Raw genomic sequence first — 17,628 nt, forward strand, 5'->3', positions numbered from 1 at the left:
GCGGACCGGGCGTCAGGGCGCCCGGTTCCGTCCCCCGGGCCGATGCCGGGTGGCCTATTTGACGCCGATTTCGGCGAGGGCTGCCGAAAGGGCAGGGGGCAGATCGTCGTCCAGCGATGCGCCGCGGGAGAGATCCCGCGGCGCATCCGCGTCCGCGAGGTAGCGCCAGCCCTGGAACGGGCGCCGCTGTGCCGGGGTCACCCGGACCAGTTCGGGGTCAAGGACAAGGGCGCAGCGGCGGATGCCGTCCTCGCGGATGACCTCGTCGAACCGGAGGATGCGCTGGCGGCATTGCACCAGCCCCTTCACGATCCAGTAGATCGAGCCTCCGTCCAGCACCTCGGCTTCGCGCTTGGGCCACATGCGGGTGACATGCCGGGGCAGCCCGTCGGCGGTCCGCGCCTGTGGAAGGCACTGCCATGCGGCGAGGTCCTCGACCGACTCCGTTCCAACCGATAGCTTTATGATGTGGGTTTTCGCCACGTGACCCCCATATCTTGTGGCAATCTGAGTCCGTTTACCTTATATCTACCTTTCCCGATCGTCCATAAGGTCAAGGGTGCCGCGCCTGTGTCGCAGCACGCATATCTGATGGAGACCCGGGGCCCGCCCTGCTAACCTGAGACACCACCTTGCCCGAGGACAGACCCATGAGCCGTTTTGCCGCCCCCATTGCCGAACAGGTCTGGGACATGAAATACCGCTTCAAAGAGGCCGATGGCACGCCCATCGACCGCTCTGTCGAGGATTCCTGGCGGCGAATCGCACGGGCGCTGGCCTCGGTCGAGGAAACGCCCGAGGCCTGGGAACAGCCGTTCTACGAGGCGCTCGAAGATTTCAAATTCCTGCCCGCCGGGCGGATCACCGCCGGGGCCGGGACGGGGCGGCGGGTGACGCTGTTCAACTGCTTCGTCATGGGCACGATCCCCGACAGCCTGGCCGGCATTTTCGACATGCTGAAGGAAGCGGCCGTCACCATGCAGCAGGGCGGCGGGATCGGCTACGACTTCAGCACCATCCGGCCCAAGGGCGCGGATGTGAAGGGCGTGGCCGCCGATGCCTCGGGCCCGCTGTCCTTCATGGATGTCTGGGACGCGATGTGCCGTACGATCATGTCCGCCGGGTCGCGCCGGGGGGCGATGATGGCGACGATGCGCTGCGATCACCCGGATATCGAGGATTTCATCACCGCCAAATCCGATGCCGCGCGGCTGCGGATGTTCAACGTCTCGGTCCTGGTCACCGATGCCTTCATGGAGGCGGTCAAGGCGGATGGCTCCTGGGACCTGATCTTTGACGGCAAGGTCTACCACACCGTGCAGGCGCGCGATCTGTGGAACCGGATCATGAAGGCGACCTACGATTACGCCGAACCGGGGGTGATCTTCATCGACCGGATCAACGCCGCCAACAACCTGAATTATGCCGAAACCATCGCCGCCACCAACCCCTGTGGCGAGCAGCCCCTGCCGCCCTATGGCGCCTGCCTGCTGGGGTCGGTCAACCTGGCGCGGCTGGTCGAGGCGCCCTTTAGCGATACCGCCCGGCTGGATGCCGCGGCACTGGGCACCCTGGTGCGCACCGCCATCCGGATGATGGACAACACGGTCGACGCCTCGAAATTCCCGCTGCCCGAGCAGGAGGCCGAAGCCCATGCCAAGCGCCGCATCGGGCTGGGCGTCACCGGGCTGGCCGATGCGCTGCTGATGCTGGGCCTGCGCTATGGCTCGGACGAGGCGGCGGCGCAGACCGAGGCCTGGCTGAAGCTGATCGCCCGCGAAAGCTACCTCGCCTCGGTCGGGCTGGCGCGGGAAAAGGGGGCCTTTCCGCTGTTTGAGGCCGATCCCTACCTCGCCTCGGGCAATATGATGACCATGGATGACGATGTGCGCGACGCAGTGCGCGAACATGGCATCCGCAACGCGCTGCTGACGTCGATCGCGCCGACCGGGACGATCAGCCTTTACGCCGGGAATGTCTCCTCGGGGATCGAGCCGGTCTTTGCCTATTCCTACACCCGCAAGGTGCTGCAGAAGGACGGATCGCGCACCGAGGAGAAGGTGGTGGATTACGCCGTGCAGATGTGGCGCGACGTGAAGGGCGACGCGCCCCTGCCGGATTATTTCGTCAACGCCCAGACGTTGAGCCCCTCGGAGCATGTCAAGATGCAGGCGGCGGCGCAGAAATGGGTCGACTCGTCGATCTCCAAGACGATCAACTGCCCCGAGGACATCGGCTTCGAGGCCTTCAAGGACGTCTATATGCAGGCCTGGGATTCGGGCTGCAAGGGCTGCACGACCTACCGGCCGAACGATGTGACGGGGTCGGTGCTGACGGTGTCGGAAACCACCGAAGAGGCCCCGGGCGAGGCCCAGGCCAGTATTCCGCAGCCCGTCGAGGGCGGCGAGGTCGTCTACATGCAGGATCCGCTCGACCGGCCCACTGCCCTGGAAGGCAACACCTACAAGCTGAAGTGGCCCGACAGCGAGCATGCGATCTACATCACGATCAACGACATCGTCATCGGCGGGCACCGGCGGCCGTTCGAAGTCTTCATCAACTCCAAGAACATGGAGCATTTCGCCTGGACGGTGGCGCTGACCCGGATGATCAGCGCGGTGTTCCGGCGCGGCGGGGACGTGAGTTTCGTCGTCGAGGAACTGAAGGCCGTCTTCGACCCGCGCGGCGGGGCCTGGATCAAGGGCAAATACATCCCCTCGATCCTCGCGGCCATCGGCGGGGTGATCGAGACGCACCTGGTTTCCATCGGCTTCATCGCGGGCGAGGGGCTTGGCCTGAAATCCGACCCGCAGGCCAAGGTCGTCGGGCTGGACAGCGGCACCCGCGGCAAGGCCTGCCCCTCCTGCGGGCAGTACACGATGCAGATGATCGAAGGCTGCATGACCTGCTCGTCCTGCGGGCATTCCAAATGCGGGTGAGGGGGCGATGTGTGCCTTTATGATGTCTGAACTGACCCATAGTTTGCCCATTTGGTGCGGTTTGGTGCCCACTGTCACCGCATAGATTGCCCACGGGCCGATGTCGGGCGCTGTGGATGTCAGTAAAAAAGCAACGGGCCTACCTGCAGAGGGTAGGCCCGTTTTCTGTTTATCTATTTGTTTTTAAGAAGATAAATTTCTAATCGAGGTGTATCAGTAGGGTATGAGCCTCGACGCCCAGCCCCTTCGCGACACGGTAGAGGTTGTCGATCGAGATATTCTGCTCAGACCGCTCTACAGCACTCAAATAGGTCCTGTTGAGGCCCGCCTCCTCGGCAAGGCGTTCCTGAGACCACCCTTTCTCAGCACGAAGCAGCCGCATATTGCGGGCAAGTACGTCTCTCAGGGGGCTCTTGGGTGTCCGTTTCACCCCCGATGCTATTGGCGAATGTCGGTTTTAACTCTACCGGTTTTAAGAGACATTCCGGCGCCCGATCTGGACGTCGAAGCAAAGGAGAGGCTGCAATGATCATCGACTTGGTAAAACTGGAGAAACTTGCGGAGGAGATGGAGGGCTACCCGGGACTTCATTTTGAGTACTGGTTGTCAGAAGCGGGTGGCAGCGGGTGGATACAGTTGCTCCCAGGAAAGACGCTGGGGATCGAGGCCACAGATCTTCCGGAAGTCGTGTCGAACGTCATGAAATTTGCAGCCGAGCGGCTCGAAATGCCTGAAGATGTGCTGCGGGCTTGGGCGGAGCTGCAGATGGGCGGCGAGCTCCCGTGCGAGGCTTTGACAAAAGCGGGAAGACCCTGTCGGAACTATGCTTCGCCGAAAGACGTCGCGCCAGACCCGAGAGAATTCGACCCTGCAGCAAAGGTCTACTGCAATGTTCACCGGCGACTGCAAATCTAAAGGGCGAAGCGTGCGCAGGCTGGTCTGCATATAAGGAGAGATCGTGTGCTTTGGAGCCTGCCAAGTTGGGCAGGATGCAACATCGAAAGGAGGGTTATGGCGATTTGGTACACGGCCGACACGCACTTCGGTCACGAGAACATTATCCGCTTCTGTAAACGGCCGTTCCGATCAGCCGGGCACATGGACGACATGCTGATCGCAAACCTCTGGGAGAGTGTCGGGCCCGAGGATGACCTATGGATCCTGGGTGACTTTGCCTTCGGTGAACGAGCGAAGGATAGCGCTTATGTCGAGCGCATTTTCCTTCAATTGCCAGGGGCGCGCCAGCACCTTGTCGTCGGTAATCACGATCTTGCCGCGACGCTGGAGCTGCCTTGGGATACAGTCCGGCACATGGTCGAGATCGAGGATGGGCGCGGGGTGCCCAACACACTTTGCCACTATCCGATGATCACATGGAACCATGCCCGCCGCGGGGCGCTTCAGCTCTTCGGCCACGTCCATAATCAATGGCAGGGTTCGCGCAACGCCGTGAACGTTGGCGTGGATCAGTGGAATTTCTGCCCCGTTCGAATAACCGAAATCGAACGCCGAGCCCGAAAACTTGCGCCTAACAAACATTGGGGTGATGTGGAACATGGGTCGGAACCGGAGGGCTAATCGTCTCGTAAGTTCACGTTCACAAGAAGCCCTCGCAGTACGCTTTATGCTGACGTTATAAAGACGAGACATTGGCTCCATGCAGATGCATTCGCCTGTGGGTGGCGGCTCAATGGGCGGGTCATTCGCCGCGGTCGCGAAGCCACCCCTGCCGCACCGCCGAAGCGGACATTCAGGCGAGGACCAAGGTCGAAGCCCCCTCGATCGACACTGGGGGCGGAGAGCTGCCGTTCTCTGCGGATGTGCAACCCTTGGTTCGGAATACGAAAAGCAGCCATTCACGGCCCATATTACCGGTTGGGCCGCTGCTGTAGGCAAACGAGAATTTTTATGACGTCAACGGACAGAAACCAGCCCTCTGAACGCGCCGAAAGAGGAACCTCTTGTATAAGGTCTGGCTCGTTCAATATGTGTCGAGTATCGTTAGGGTTGCGGCATGGTTTTCGCAAATTGTGAGTGAGGCGCAGTTGTCAGACGAAGAGGAACTCTTTCAAGCGATTTCAGACTTCATCAAGGGAAAAGGTGGTCCACCTGATGCCGATTCCGCAATTGTCTCATTGGGCGAAGACTTTGATCCTGAGGCCTTTTCTCCGCCGGAGCCTAGCCATAGCTTCAAAGAATTTGGAACAGAATACTCTGTCGTACGCAATGCATTGAGAAAAAGCCGTTTTCACGATTGCCTCGCGATACTAGGAGGGATGTCAACTCTACCTGAATTGCAATCCAATGCCTATCGCTTGGATGTATTGATCCATCTGGCCTTTATCTACGCCAAGGGTAAGAACAGGCCCCAACCTGCACAATTTGTTGCATGGTTCAATCAATTGGATAAAGGAACCTGCGGGCGGCAGGAAGATGCGGCGGAAGATGTCTTCGTGGCAAATGTCACCTTTGAAGGCGTTACTTATCGAGTGTTTGAAGGAACGGGTGAAGGCAACCGCTTCTACACACAACTCTTCTTGTCGATTGTTGAGCATATGCCTTCCAGTGGGCAATACCTGTTTTTAAAAAACGCCATCCGCGCTGTCTTGCGCCTGTCCGAAGTGATTGCCGAGCGCTCAGGTCTTCCAGCTTATTGCGTTGGAGAGACTGTCCCGCGTGCCCATATCGGAAAACCTGATCAAAATTTTCTGCCGGAGATGCGCCGAAGAGCGGCCTACTCTCACGACGACCTAGCTTCCTTGGGCATTTCCATTGACGATCTTGCGCCCTTTATTATTCAGCAAGACTCCATCCCAAATCTTGCCGACTTCTCGATGGGACACACGCCGTTAGAAGCCATGCCGATCACACCAAGCAAGGACGGTGTCATCGTTTTCTTGCCTGCGTGTATCGGGCTTGCAGTTCGACATTTTACAATTTCCTATTGCCTGCGGACAGGCATGAAGAAGGAGATCGAGGAAGCGCTGATCCGTGCGTACATCGCTCACTTTGAGAATGAAGGAATTCTCAAGACTTCCCCGCCGCTTTTGCAGACGCAGCGGATCGGAAACCAGACCATTGCGCAGCTTGTGAAGGAAATTGATGCAGGCCGCTATCTTCATCTTCTCTTCATCTTCGACAACTTTGATCATTTCGAAGATGGCACCTTCATGACATCGAATGATGCTGACGCTGACTCTGAGCTTATCGGGAAATGCATCAATCATGCTTATCAAGGATGTTCGATTAAGGACGGATTCCGTGAGGGCCTGACCATAATCGTGCCATGCGGCTGGGGCCGGTTCTTCGGTGCAGGCCTTCAAGAAAACCCAGAACATTGGCGCTCTGAAATGTTGCCGCCGCCTGATTTGTTGACCCTGCACCATACTCCGACGTTCGGCGTGCTTGATCTCCTCAAGATTCTGGATGCGCGAGATCGGTTCGAGGCGCTTGGTTTCGGTTTCTTCAATAACAATGGGCTGTTGAATCTCTATGGCTGGATGGTGGGCAACGATGGCCACATCATCGAACATCACAAGATCCGGAACGAAGAAGGCGGAAAACCCTTTGGCGGGATAACTATCCCCCTGACGTGCGTACTCGGACCTCGCATTAAGGCCTATATGGGGGCAGATATTAAAGCGATCCGAAGGCCGGAAGGGGATATCGCCAACTTGCGCAGAGTGCATGGTTCACCGCGCTACGGTTCGGAAACCCTTTCGCCGTTTTACGCCGATATTGACGCTTTCAAGACTCACAAATTCCGGTCGGTTTATACCGGGCAACGCAATGTCTACTGGATCGAAGCGACAGTCGAAAGAACCCTCGACCCTAAAATTCAATACCAAATTCTTAACATGGCAACCCATTGGGCAGAGTTCGTGTTCAAGCACCTGGACGAACGTGCTGATACGCCACTGGGAAATACCATTCTTTGCAAGCTCCATTTTGCCGACACGACGATGCCTGACGGGCAAGACGACGTGCTGACAAACGAAGAAATCAAGGCACTTTTCGTGCAGAGCGGCGCCACTGACGGTTCGAGTCACCGAGAATGCGTTATCACCGTCAATGAAGGCTTTTTGTCTGCGGAAAGGCGCGTCGACAATATTGCAGAGCGCGGGCTTGCGCGCGCTTTGCTCAAGGCATCTATCGAGCTGTTACAAGTAGAAGCAGACGATCAGCTCCTCGTGGAGATGACTCAAGCCGTTGTGAAATCAGATAGGGCGCGCCACTTCCATGCCTTCGCGATCCCAGAAACCCGCGACTTCATACGCGAAGACCTTACAGAAGATGCATTTGTTATTTCGCGGTTCGATGATGCAACTATGCGCCTAGGTCTAGGGTGGATGGCACAAGACCGCTCTGCCCCCTACAAAATTGAAGGTGTGGAATCCTGTACGGCTTACTTGCGGAAGTTGGTGCGGGCGCTGATTGCCAAATTCAAGTCTGATCTTGCGCTCTACGAAAGAGGCGCGTTGGTTGAACTCTGTCTGCGCAACCATGAACGAGCTTCAACAGAAATAGATACGTGGAAACGGACCTTCGGCGCGGTCGAAGCACTCAGTGACGAGGCGGCCCTGGCTTCGAAGAAGGCCATTGAGGAGTTGGGGCAACTCAACGCAACCTGTTTAACGTCCAGAATAATCATTGAGGCCGCATTGTGTGAATGCCCAATCGGCGAAGGTATTGTCCCTGGCATACATGATGTCGGGCCATTGATGGCGATGGCCTCACAAATGCATCACCTCGGTGGTTATTCTGACGCAATCAAGTCACGCGCGATGCCTGCCAAGATAGAGATTTCAGCCGCCGGGGAAGTCATGATGGATCATGGCTTCTCTGACAAGATCGTCAATCCTTTCGGCGAAATGTATCAAGGTCGGGGATTGGCTAATGCAAGTGCTAATTACGGCAGGCACTACGGGGAGACACGGACGAAAGACGAAGAGGCTTCTGACCCCGAAGAAAGTGGACGTGAGGAAGCAGCAAAACAAGCAAGACGCAACGAAGAGTTCGCGAAGGTTTGGCAGCAGGAGTATGGTTTTCCTTTCGAAATCATGCAGGCAGTATGGAATGGTTTCTACAATATTTTGGAAGCCAACAGAGAGGCTGTTGCCAAATGGTTGCGCTCTGAGCTGATTTCCCGATTGGTCAAAGAAACGGAACTGCCACCAGATGTTGTCCTTTCTTGCCTTGTGCCGTTCACCTACACCCTACGCGACACATGGAGCAGTTCACCCAAAGGCATGGGGGATTGGGCCTGGGCGCCTTGGCGTTTTCAGAGGCCGCTGTCCATCGTAACGCGTCCGATCATCCAGTTTGATAATGGCGATGATCCGATGCTCTTTGTTGCACCGGCTATGATCGCAACCCATTTAGACAAATTCATAATCGGGGCGCGAACAGGTGATTTGGAGCGGCGGTTGTTCCGAGAGAATGGTCCGATGTTCAAGTGGATTGACCGGATAAATGCCGAAACGGGCGAGGCTTTCAACGAAAAGGTGGCCGCGTGCTTCCGAGAGATAGGGTGGCAAGCTCAAGCCAACCTCTCCGATGGGCAGTTGTTCAATCGCAAGAAAACCCAGGACTTTGGCGATGTAGATGTCTTGGCGTGGAATGAAGCTGAGGGGCGTGTCCTTGTTATTGAGTGCAAGGATTTGTCAATGGATAAGACCATAGGCGAGATTGCAAAACGACTGGAGAAGTATCAAGGCACGACAAATGAAAAAGGCAAAAAGGATGATCTAAAGAAGCACCTTGACCGATGCGAAGCAATTGAAACTGAAATGGATTTGGTGGGAGCATTCGTCAAATTGAAGATCAGCCAGATTGAGCGCGTTCTGCTATTCAGCGAACCGACGCCTTTGCAGTATTCGGAGATCACGGACATGCACAGTGTTGCTTTGGTTACGTTCGCTGAGATCGCAGAGCGCTTCGCCAAGTAGACTACCGATGTCACCCAAGGTTATTAACGGTGGCAAGAAGGCTCAAAGATCAACCCTCACTGAAAGCGTTTGATACTACGGTTCTTTTGCTTTTTTAGGGCAGTTTCAGACCACCGAAAACTTCGATGAGACGTTATTGCTGCTACTGTAGGAGAGCAATTTCTGGCCAGTGTTGCGGTATGACTGTGACCCCTGTATCTTGGCATCCCTGCAAGGCGAACCACCATGAGCGACCCGGTCGATCATCACTATTTGGCAGTCTTCTACCTCAACCGCTGGGCGGGCGGGGATGATAAAGTGTGCCGGTTTAACCGCCCCCATGGTGACAGGGTGGTTTCAAAGCGCGTTTCGCCTAAAGGGACCGCATATGAAGAGCATCTGTATTCGATGCGGACGCCCGATGGCCCGCCTATTGCCGATATGGAACGAGATTTCATGTCCCGATTGGATTCGGAAGCCGCCGAGGCGCTGGGCCTGCTTGAGCAAGGTCTGCCGGAATCCAAATGGGAGCAACGGTTAAGAAGTGCTTGGTCGCGTTTCGTATGGGCGCAGTCGATCAGGACACCGTCTGAAATCGCACAACTCAAGTCATCGGTCAAAGAGGCGTGGAGCGAAGCGACTCCCGGCTTGCAAGCGGCATACGAGGCGGAACGCCCGGAAGGTGCGCCCGAAAGCGTTGACGACTGGCTTGCCACGCTTGATCCACACACCGAAGACCGCTTTGCGCTGACGATCGCCCGACGATCCATGGATCATTCGGGCATAGGCCAGATTATTAACAACATGCGCTGGATGGTGCTCGACTTCGAGGGCTGTGGCATACCATTGCTGACTTCGGATCGACCCGTGTGGATGACAATGACACTCTCGGAACCTAATGCGTTCATCTTGATGCCCATCGGCCCGACCCGTCTCTTCGTCGCGTCTCGCGAAACCGAAACCATGTTACGAATCGCGGCACAGAACCGACGCCAACAGGCGAAGAGCGTGAACAAAACCACTGTCCAACACGCGGTTAAATTCGTCTTTGGGGTGGATCACAATATGAAGTCCTTCGTCCAGAAGCACTTCGCGGCGCGGCGGCATTCTACCCACATGGAACGCTTCGCCGCGATGCGGGGACATGAGATAGTAGCTGAGGAAAGCCCGCTCGGGTAGAGCCATCGTTGCGATGCGTCGGCAGCTGCCCTGTAAATGCCCGCTTCAGATTGGTACTCCGTCTGCGAATTCTCAATTCAAACTCGTCCAGATTTGGCTCATTCAGCGAACGGCGGCTTTGAAGGGCCGCTTCGCAACGATGAAGACCATCAGCAAACGACAACTTTGGGCCGTGAGTGACGTCGCGCGTGGCGCGACCAGCGGCTGGCCCTTGCCGCACCGCCGCATGTCGGCTTCGAGCCCTAAGTGCCGAATGCTGCGAGTCGCGCCGATGTCCGCACCTTACCACTCAGGACCAACATGATGGACAATCCTGACGATAAACTGAATATGTGAGCGACCATAAAAAGCAGGGAACCCTAAATGTTTTTCACTCCAACGTGGGAGCTGCTGCGATCATTTGGCAGCTCAAAATTTGCGAAACTGAGCGTCTTTGTTCCAGTCTTTGGGTACTTTATTATTTTCAACGACGCGTTTGTTGCGCTGGTCGGCTCGTCTATGGAATGGGCGTGTGTTGCATTTGAAAGTGCGGCTTGTGGTGATGGCGGTTTCGCTAGGCTCGACGATGACTTCATGCTTCGCAAGGTGGTGAATATCTACATAGCTCTTTCCGCGCTCGGTCTATCTACTGTAATATTCCAAGGCCTATGCCCCCATGAAATAAAGAAATTTTGGCACGTTGAGGACTACGTTTCTGAGAACACCAAGGTGTTTCACCACGAGTTCAACCGTCGAATTCGTACTGTTCTGGACAAGAAATTGCCCAAGGATACCTCGCGTATCCAAGATACCTTCAATCACTACAAAGAACACGACCGGCCCAAAGCCAGCGAGATGTATGACAGAGACATTCTTGCATTGTGGTTCTCTTTTCAAAACACTCGTTTTGAGGCCGCACGGTGGACGTGTTTTGTTTTGTTCGCTGCCGGTGTGACACTTCTGACTTACCCAACAGTGGCAGTGTTTTTCAAAGTTTGCGCAATATTGGTGGGGCGGTAGGACTCACCACGCTCAACGCAAAGCGGTCGTTGGCGCAAGCGATGTCAACGGCAGAAAAGTCCGCACTGCGGACCTCGGTGCCCTGGACGATGCTGCGCGGTGCCATGAAGGTCCGGCATGGGGAAGCGGCGCTGCGGCAACGGTGATCCTGGCCAAGGTCGGCTCTGGGCCGCTCTTTCCTGAGGGTCGTAGCAGCCGCAGTGTAAATCAAGCACTCGCGGCGAACGGCTGGAAGAGTTCCGCACTGCGGTCCTCGGTCACTTGGGCGATGCCGCGCGGTGTCATAAATGTCCGGTGTGGGAAGTCGGACTGCTGCAGTGGTGGCCCTTGCGAACGGCGGGATTGGCCGAGTGACGGCAAGGCAATGCTGGAGAACGTGGTACGCCGCACGGCATCCGACCCGGCACTTATCGGACGGCAAAAGCGTGCGCAGCCCACAAGAGGCGCACAATTTTGAGCTCACACAATTTATGGCGGCATCTCAGAGAGCAACCTGATTTGGTGTGCTTAAGAACCCCGACCTCTTTTCTCCAAATATCATGCGACAAAGTGTCACACAGTTGTCGACTTACTGACGGGGCTTAGATTGGCTGTGCGTTGGCGGGAGACTGACGTTCTTCGCCAAGTTGTTGTTTCACTTGGGACGAGCACTTCTTTTATGTAAGAATTTGAATTAATTATTTACATTGCAATAGGTTAGGCCTTCGAGCTGGTGTAGTTAGGCGGCGCAGCTAAGTCGCATGAAATAGCTTGCTGATAAATCTCCTGATTCGTATCGCTAGGTTAAATATTCAACCTATGCGTCTGGACTTGGCTTTGAGCGACAAGATCGACACTGCTCTCCGAGAGCGTCTCAAATACGAGCTTCGCCTTCGCGGGCACAACTTCAGCAGCATTGCTGTGGAACTCGGCGTTTCGTTTGGCGCCATTTCCAGTTGCGTTTCTGGAGCCATGAAAAGTCAGAAAATTCAGGCAGCTGTCGCTCGGAAGCTTGGCAAGGACCCTGCAGAAATCTGGCCTGACAGATACCGTCGGCCCGACGATAAGAATTCTACGAAATCAAAGAAGGAGGGAACCGAGCCAGAAACCTGATCGGGTTCCCGGAAACGGCAAAGGCCAGAACGCTGGAACGTCCTGACCTTTGAAAGATGTCGTGAAATTGGAAGCTTCACTGCGTCTTTGATCCCCTCTGTCGTGCCGAGAGTCAAGCCTGACGTGCCCTTGCTGGAGCGCGAACGGCCTCCCTTGGCCTTTTCTCTGACACTCTAGGGGAGGCAAAATGTCTTCGATACATTCAGAACGCCCTGTTCTGCAGCCGGTGATCTTGCAAGGTGCACGTAAGATCAACCGCCGCGCCCGTGGGCACGGAACCAGCCTTATCACCTTGCCAGGGCGACATGGCGCACCGAACACGGCGATCATCACGGAAGCGATCCTGGAGCGGAAAGCGGCCCAACATTACTTAGCGCAACCCGATGTCGTTTCGGTTCGCGCTCAAGTCGGTCCGGTTCCTTATCGCGGGCTGGATAACGCCCAGCATACCCATGTATTCGACTTGCTGGTCGAGCGTGGCGATGGGCGCCGTATTGCCGTTGCAGTAAAGCCATACGCGCTTGCGGTGAAAGAGCGCCTGGACCTCAAGCTCGGGTGCATCGCTCAGTCGATCTCGCCCAAATTTGCAGATGAGGTAACGCTCTTCACCGACCGCACGATTTCGCGTGCGACGGAGGCGAATAATGCGCGCTTTCACGCACTCCGCAAGGTTGAGGACACCGAAGCTGACGCTGCAGTTCGTCGGTTCATCGGCACACTGACTGGACAGATCACCTTGGGGCGGCTGGTTGAGGTTGTTGGGCTAGGAGGCCGCGCCTTCCGTGCTGCGTTCGTTGCGGTCTTTTCGGGCCTGTTGGTGCAAGTCAGTAGCGGCGTGATCGACTACTCTACTGTGGTTCGCGCGGGGAGACTGGCATGAACATGGTGCGCCCAAACCTCTGGCAATACTGCGGCGGTGATTTGTTCACGATAGATCAGACGGAGTATATTTTCGTGGATCAGGATCGGAACGGTATTAGCCTCGAGACCGTGTGTGAGCCGCGCGTCACAGAGTATTTTTCACATGACCAGCTGGATGAGTTGGGCAGGTTAGAGAGATTGAAGTACGTCCGTGACGGCGCGGCGCTGAAAACGAATCCCGCAATACGCAACAGGCTAGAGGTAGAGGTTCCGGATGACCCCGTGCAGCAAAAGGTTCTTTGGAAGAAGCTTTACTGCGACGAGCTGAACAGACTGCTGGTTGGCGGTCATGCTCTTCGGACTGATCGTTCGATTGCAGCCGTCCTCACGGAAGTGTCAATTGACGTTTCACGAAAATGGGTGCGATGCAGAAGGAGGGCAAGAAAAAGCGTGCTGGGACTGATCTGAATTTCAAAGAGGAGCCGTCCCCTCGAACGCTATTGCGCTGGTTCTGGAGTTACGAGCGCAGCGGATATCGCGCGATCGGATTGCAAGAAAATTATTCAAATTCTGGAAATCGGACTCCCAGGTTCCCACCGGAGGCGATGGCGCTGCTCACGCGTTGCGTCCAAGGCTACGCAACGCGTCGCCGGAAGACGAAAAAGAGAATTATCGAGGATACCCAAGCCGCCTTTGAAGAAATGAATTCTCGCCGCCTCGCCGAGGGGATGAGGCCGTGGCCAGTTCCGGGCGCAAGCACAGTGCGGCGAGCCATAGGCAAGCTCGACAAGTTTTACGTAGCCTGCCAGCGGTATGGTCTCGACGCCACACGCAAGAAGTTCGCTGTCTTCGAGAATGGGGTGTCATCTCTGTATCCAGCCGAGAGGATCGAGATCGACGAATGCGAAATCGATGTTATGACCCTCGCGACCAATTCCTTTATTTGGCATCTGCTTTCAGAGGAGGAACGAAAGCGGGTGCCGCGGGGACGGCGTTGGATGTACGTCGCTATATGCGCCACTACTCGCTGTATCTTGGCGCTCCATATCTGCAAGGCTACGTCAGCCGCCGAAGCGGTTAAGTGTTTGGCATTGGTGACACGTGACAAAAGTGATTTGGCTCGAGCGGCAGGGGCGCAGTGCAGCTGGCACCAACACGCCGGACTCTCGGCAGTTGTGACCGACCAGGGAAGCGCGTTCATTGCCTTCATTTTCGCCCAAACTGTGGCCGCTCTTGGAGGCGATCACGACGCCCCCGCTGCTGCGACACCTTGGTTGCGAGCCTTTATCGAACGGGTTTTTGGTACCTTTAATACTGACCTGTTTCAGGAGGCCAATGGACGCACTTTTTCGAATCCGTTTGAACGAGGGGACTTTGACTCGAAAGGCAGCGCCACACTGACGGATGATCAGTTGGCAAAAATGCTCATCCGCTACGTGGTCGATGTATACCATAACCGTCCTCATGAAGGGTTGCAGGGGGAAGCACCTTCTGACGCGTGGGAGCGCCTAGGGACTAAATATCCGATCGTCCCTCCTCCATTGCCCGCCGAGCGGCGGGCAATCTTCGGTTTGCGAACGAGGCGGAACGTGCGCGGAAACGGCGTGGTGGTCTGCGGCGTCAGTTACAACAGCCCACAACTGCAGAACCACTTCATCCATGGCCCTGACAACGAGCAGCATGTGCAAGTCCGTGTGAATCCAGAGGACATGGGGGCCATCGACGTCCTTTTGGGGCAGGAGTGGGTTCGATGTTTGCCAAATGGGGGTGGATTCGAGGGAATTCGCTTGGAGCTTTGGATCAACAAAGTACGTGAAATCCGCCAACGCAACCACGACCTCGCACAGATGAAGCGGCACATTGTTCGCGCAGCTCTCGAAGACATCCGGGCGATGAACGAAGAGCCATGGCGTCTGTTAAGCGTTACTCCCTTTGCGCTCAGCGCTAAGCAGATAAATCAGGTCGAGCGATCAGTCTTCATGGGCCTGGAACTTGAACCGCTGGCGGACGATCCGGCGCGAAGCGAGCTGACTGCAACCACCTTTCAGGTCACTGGTCGCTCTGAATCTGGGGAATTGGAAAACGGAACGGACGCAACTGTCGGCCTGACAGCTGTGACGGTCTGTGACGATGAGATCATTCCTGAAAATGACCTGGTGTTTCGGGGGCGCGGCGATGGTTGATTATGAAGCGCAGATGAGGGTCGCGAAAGCTTTGCGGGAGCTCGACGACATTTTCGTGGAGAATGATATTTTTCACAGGGTTTCCCAGGAGTTTGGCTTGAAGCTCGCAACCTTGCTACTCGATATAGAAGAGGGAAGGCCCCGGCGGGGCAAGGCTTCTGGCTTGGTCGTTCTGGGCCCGTCTGGATCCGGGAAGACCACGGCAGTAGAGCGCTGCATCTTTTCTCACCCTATGCTGCGACCACCGAGCACGCAACGACGAGGGGTCGAGCGTATACGGCAGGTGGACGTTTGCGCACTGAAGACGCCATCTCCAGCTACGCTAAAGTCGCTTGGGCACGAAATCCTCGTCAAGCTGGGGTACGTCGACAAGAGTGACGCGCTGAGCCTGAGGGGAAAGCCTGCCCATGAAATTTGGCATCAGGTTCGAAACCTCCTTCAGAAATGCAGGGTGAAGGTTTTGTTCATCGACGAGATGCAGGACCTTGCCAGCACCGGGGCACGTGGTGCGACCCAAGAGGTCATCAACACGCTAAAATCGTTGCTTCAAGACCCTGATTGGCCAGTGTGTGTTGTTCTCGCTGGCACTCCTGAACTGAGACATCTCGTGGATCAGGATTTGCAGTTGAAGAACCGGGTGACGACGCTCTCTTGCAGGCCGCTTACGACGGAGGTCGACAAAGGAACTGTAGTGGCCATCGTGTCTAGATACGCTGAGGAGGTGGGGCTCGAGGTTCATCCTGACCTTCGAAAAATTTCGTTCATCCGGCGGCTACTTCATGCGTCTGCCGGACACTTTGGGAAGACCGTGCAAGAAATCAGCGGAGCTCAATCAGAAGCCCTGCAGCGGGGTGTCGACGAGGTGAAGATCGAGCATTTCGCTGCCGCGTTCCGTAACAAATACGATCGCGTGGATGCCGCGAACCCCTATCTTGCAGAAGACTTCCGACAAATTCGGAAGCTGGGAGAGAGTGCCGAAACGGATGAAACAGAATGACGCTCCCCGTCTTGGTTGATCTGCAGGCGTGCGAGACGCAGACGTCATTCCTGTCGCGCCTGGCTGCGGCGAACATGAGCAAGTCCGCAACGCGCTTCAGTACGGACATGTCGCTGTCATTCTTGGACCTGGTGCGGGGAAAACCACGCGATCTATCACGCCTTGCAGAACTGGGAGAAGTGGACTGTGAAGCATTGTTGCGACATGCGATCCGGTCAGTCGAAGGCGGTGGTCATGTCCTCGCGGATCAGGCCTTCGAAAAGAAAACACTGCTACGCTCGAACCTCCGTGTCTGCCCGGCGTGCATCTTGGCAGATTATGATTCAGGAGGCGAATTCGCCCCCTTCGATCGTAGCTATTGGCACGTCGGCGGCCTTCGCACTTGTACGAGGCACCATTGCACGCTGCTCAGCACCAGTGAGTTAGCCAAAGATCGGAGCCCACATGACTTCTTCGGTCGACTGATGGAGGTGGCACCACGGGATAGGCTGGCGGGGGGTAGCTCCACCGCGGCCGAGCCGACAGGTCTAGAGCACTACATTGTGGCCCGGATCCATGGCGGCGCTACCCACACTTGGCTCAACAAGTTTGGACTGCAGGTCGTCATCAAGACGAGTGAGATGTTGGGAGCAGTCCTGCGCAGTGGTGCGAATGTCGATTTACTAGCCTTGGATGAACGAGAATGGGCGGCCTCGGGAGTAGCGGGATTCTCGGTCCTCTCAGCGGGTGATGCGGCTTTTCGTGAAAGCCTTCGCGATCTCCAGCGTAGACATGGTGGGTCGACAGGCGGTCCCCAGGCGCATTTCGGGCGGTTCTACCAGTGGCTCTATTCAGGTGCGAAGGCGAAGCAATATGATCGTGTTAGGGACATCGTGCACGACCACATCACCTCTTCATATCCGATTGCTACCGGCACTGTGGTGCTTGGCAAACCTTGTGTTCGACGCCGTGTGCATTCAGTGGCATCCGCCGCGAAAGAAGCCGGTCTTCATCCCAAGAGACTGCGCAGTATCCTTGAAGCAGAAGGCTATTTGCAGAGTCCGTCCGGAGCAAGCCGAAACGACGGTGAGTATCTGTTCGACGCCGAGCTGGTTAGGCCGCTCCTGATAAACACATCAATGTCGGTTTGTCAGGGAAGAGCTCAGCGGGAACTTGGAATTTCCAGAAGCCAGTTCGACGTCATGCGCAAATGGGGATTTGTCGCGCCTGTCAGCCAGACTGCGAAGGCAAAGCCACGCTACTCAGTCCTGGCGATCCGTGAGTTCCGGAAAAAGATATTGAGACACGCGGAAACTGTTGCGGTTCCTGAGGCCAGGCAGTCCGATCTTCAAACTGAGCTACCCCCCGAAATTCGGACACTGACATAAGCTATGATTTGCAGTCTGCTGATCTTCGACGAGAAGGAGATCAGAGATGTCGAAACGGAAGCAGCATGCGCCTGAGTTCAAGGC

Annotated in this window: 14 protein-coding genes; 11 read left to right on the forward strand and 3 right to left on the reverse strand. The window is 56.2% G+C overall.

Going from position 1 to position 17,628, the window contains the following annotated elements:
- Positions 1-54: 54 nt before the first annotated feature.
- Positions 55-483 (reverse strand): DUF1489 family protein, encoded by a 429-nt coding sequence (locus GLS40_RS17525; RefSeq protein WP_160383853.1) that lies wholly within the window; start codon positions 481-483, stop codon positions 55-57.
- A 167-nt stretch (positions 484-650) separates the two neighbouring features.
- Between GLS40_RS17525 and GLS40_RS17530 the strand changes: the two genes are divergently transcribed.
- Entirely contained in the window at positions 651-2,939 is a 2,289-nt protein-coding gene (locus GLS40_RS17530) for an adenosylcobalamin-dependent ribonucleoside-diphosphate reductase (protein ID WP_160383854.1), read from the forward strand.
- Positions 2,940-3,138: 199 nt separating this feature from the next.
- Here the strand turns inward: GLS40_RS17530 and GLS40_RS17535 are convergent, their stop codons facing one another.
- Positions 3,139-3,321: a helix-turn-helix domain-containing protein gene (locus GLS40_RS17535; RefSeq protein ID WP_202076298.1), complete on the reverse strand. Its 183-nt coding sequence runs from the start codon at positions 3,319-3,321 to the stop codon at positions 3,139-3,141.
- Positions 3,322-3,464: 143 nt separating this feature from the next.
- On the opposite strand from GLS40_RS17535, the gene GLS40_RS17540 reads away from it, so the two are divergent.
- A complete protein-coding gene (locus tag GLS40_RS17540) occupies positions 3,465-3,854 on the forward strand; it encodes a hypothetical protein (RefSeq protein ID WP_160383855.1) in 390 nt (129 codons plus the stop codon).
- Between the two features lie 237 nt (positions 3,855-4,091).
- Here GLS40_RS17540 and GLS40_RS17545 read toward each other — a convergent pair whose 3' ends face one another.
- Positions 4,092-4,496: a hypothetical protein gene (locus GLS40_RS17545; RefSeq protein WP_160383856.1), complete on the reverse strand. Its 405-nt coding sequence runs from the start codon at positions 4,494-4,496 to the stop codon at positions 4,092-4,094.
- Between the two features lie 404 nt (positions 4,497-4,900).
- Here GLS40_RS17545 and GLS40_RS17550 point away from each other — a divergent pair, with 404 nt between their 5' ends.
- The 9 genes from GLS40_RS17550 (at position 4,901) to GLS40_RS17590 (ending at position 17,544) form a co-directional block, all read left to right on the forward strand.
- Positions 4,901-8,887 carry a hypothetical protein gene (locus tag GLS40_RS17550; protein WP_160383857.1) on the forward strand — a complete coding sequence of 1,329 codons (3,987 nt, stop codon included), beginning with the start codon at positions 4,901-4,903 and terminating at the stop codon, positions 8,885-8,887.
- A 225-nt stretch (positions 8,888-9,112) separates the two neighbouring features.
- Positions 9,113-10,045: a DUF4238 domain-containing protein gene (locus GLS40_RS17555; RefSeq protein ID WP_160383858.1), complete on the forward strand. Its 933-nt coding sequence runs from the start codon at positions 9,113-9,115 to the stop codon at positions 10,043-10,045.
- Positions 10,046-10,408: 363 nt separating this feature from the next.
- Entirely contained in the window at positions 10,409-11,044 is a 636-nt protein-coding gene (locus GLS40_RS17560) for a hypothetical protein (protein ID WP_160383859.1), read from the forward strand.
- An 816-nt stretch (positions 11,045-11,860) separates the two neighbouring features.
- Complete coding sequence (locus GLS40_RS17565; RefSeq protein ID WP_160383860.1) at positions 11,861-12,136, forward strand: helix-turn-helix domain-containing protein; 276 nt, start codon at positions 11,861-11,863, stop codon at positions 12,134-12,136.
- Positions 12,137-12,323: 187 nt separating this feature from the next.
- A complete protein-coding gene (locus GLS40_RS17570) occupies positions 12,324-13,016 on the forward strand; it encodes a hypothetical protein (RefSeq protein WP_160383861.1) in 693 nt (230 codons plus the stop codon).
- Positions 13,013-13,465 (forward strand): hypothetical protein, encoded by a 453-nt coding sequence (locus GLS40_RS17575; protein WP_160383862.1) that lies wholly within the window; start codon positions 13,013-13,015, stop codon positions 13,463-13,465. Before GLS40_RS17570 ends, GLS40_RS17575 begins: the two co-directional genes overlap by 4 nt.
- Positions 13,423-15,180, forward strand: a complete 1,758-nt coding sequence (locus tag GLS40_RS17580) for a Mu transposase C-terminal domain-containing protein (RefSeq protein WP_160383863.1) — start codon at positions 13,423-13,425, stop codon at positions 15,178-15,180. The genes GLS40_RS17575 and GLS40_RS17580 overlap by 43 nt, the downstream gene beginning before the upstream one ends.
- A complete protein-coding gene (locus tag GLS40_RS17585) occupies positions 15,173-16,177 on the forward strand; it encodes a TniB family NTP-binding protein (protein WP_160383864.1) in 1,005 nt (334 codons plus the stop codon). Before GLS40_RS17580 ends, GLS40_RS17585 begins: the two co-directional genes overlap by 8 nt.
- Positions 16,174-17,544: a TniQ family protein gene (locus GLS40_RS17590; RefSeq protein ID WP_160383865.1), complete on the forward strand. Its 1,371-nt coding sequence runs from the start codon at positions 16,174-16,176 to the stop codon at positions 17,542-17,544. The genes GLS40_RS17585 and GLS40_RS17590 overlap by 4 nt, the downstream gene beginning before the upstream one ends.
- The last annotated feature ends 84 nt before the right edge of the window (positions 17,545-17,628 follow it).

This window comes from Pseudooceanicola pacificus (assembly GCF_009789075.1).
Lineage (GTDB): Bacteria > Pseudomonadota > Alphaproteobacteria > Rhodobacterales > Rhodobacteraceae > Pseudooceanicola > Pseudooceanicola pacificus.

Excerpts from the sequence above, each read along its gene's own strand:
- GLS40_RS17530 (WP_160383854.1), top strand. The coding sequence starts at position 651 with ATGAGCCGTTTTGCCGCCCCCATTGCCGAACAGGTCTGGGACATGAAA.
- GLS40_RS17570 (WP_160383861.1), top strand. The coding sequence starts at position 12,324 with ATGTCTTCGATACATTCAGAACGCCCTGTTCTGCAGCCGGTGATCTTG.
- GLS40_RS17540 (WP_160383855.1), top strand. The coding sequence starts at position 3,465 with ATGATCATCGACTTGGTAAAACTGGAGAAACTTGCGGAGGAGATGGAG.
- GLS40_RS17585 (WP_160383864.1), top strand. The coding sequence starts at position 15,173 with ATGGTTGATTATGAAGCGCAGATGAGGGTCGCGAAAGCTTTGCGGGAG.
- GLS40_RS17535 (WP_202076298.1), bottom strand. The coding sequence starts at position 3,321 with ATGCGGCTGCTTCGTGCTGAGAAAGGGTGGTCTCAGGAACGCCTTGCC.
- GLS40_RS17545 (WP_160383856.1), bottom strand. The coding sequence starts at position 4,496 with ATGTTCCACATCACCCCAATGTTTGTTAGGCGCAAGTTTTCGGGCTCG.
- GLS40_RS17560 (WP_160383859.1), top strand. The coding sequence starts at position 10,409 with ATGTTTTTCACTCCAACGTGGGAGCTGCTGCGATCATTTGGCAGCTCA.
- GLS40_RS17580 (WP_160383863.1), top strand. The coding sequence starts at position 13,423 with ATGCAGAAGGAGGGCAAGAAAAAGCGTGCTGGGACTGATCTGAATTTC.
- GLS40_RS17555 (WP_160383858.1), top strand. The coding sequence starts at position 9,113 with ATGAGCGACCCGGTCGATCATCACTATTTGGCAGTCTTCTACCTCAAC.
- GLS40_RS17575 (WP_160383862.1), top strand. The coding sequence starts at position 13,013 with ATGAACATGGTGCGCCCAAACCTCTGGCAATACTGCGGCGGTGATTTG.
- GLS40_RS17590 (WP_160383865.1), top strand. The coding sequence starts at position 16,174 with ATGACGCTCCCCGTCTTGGTTGATCTGCAGGCGTGCGAGACGCAGACG.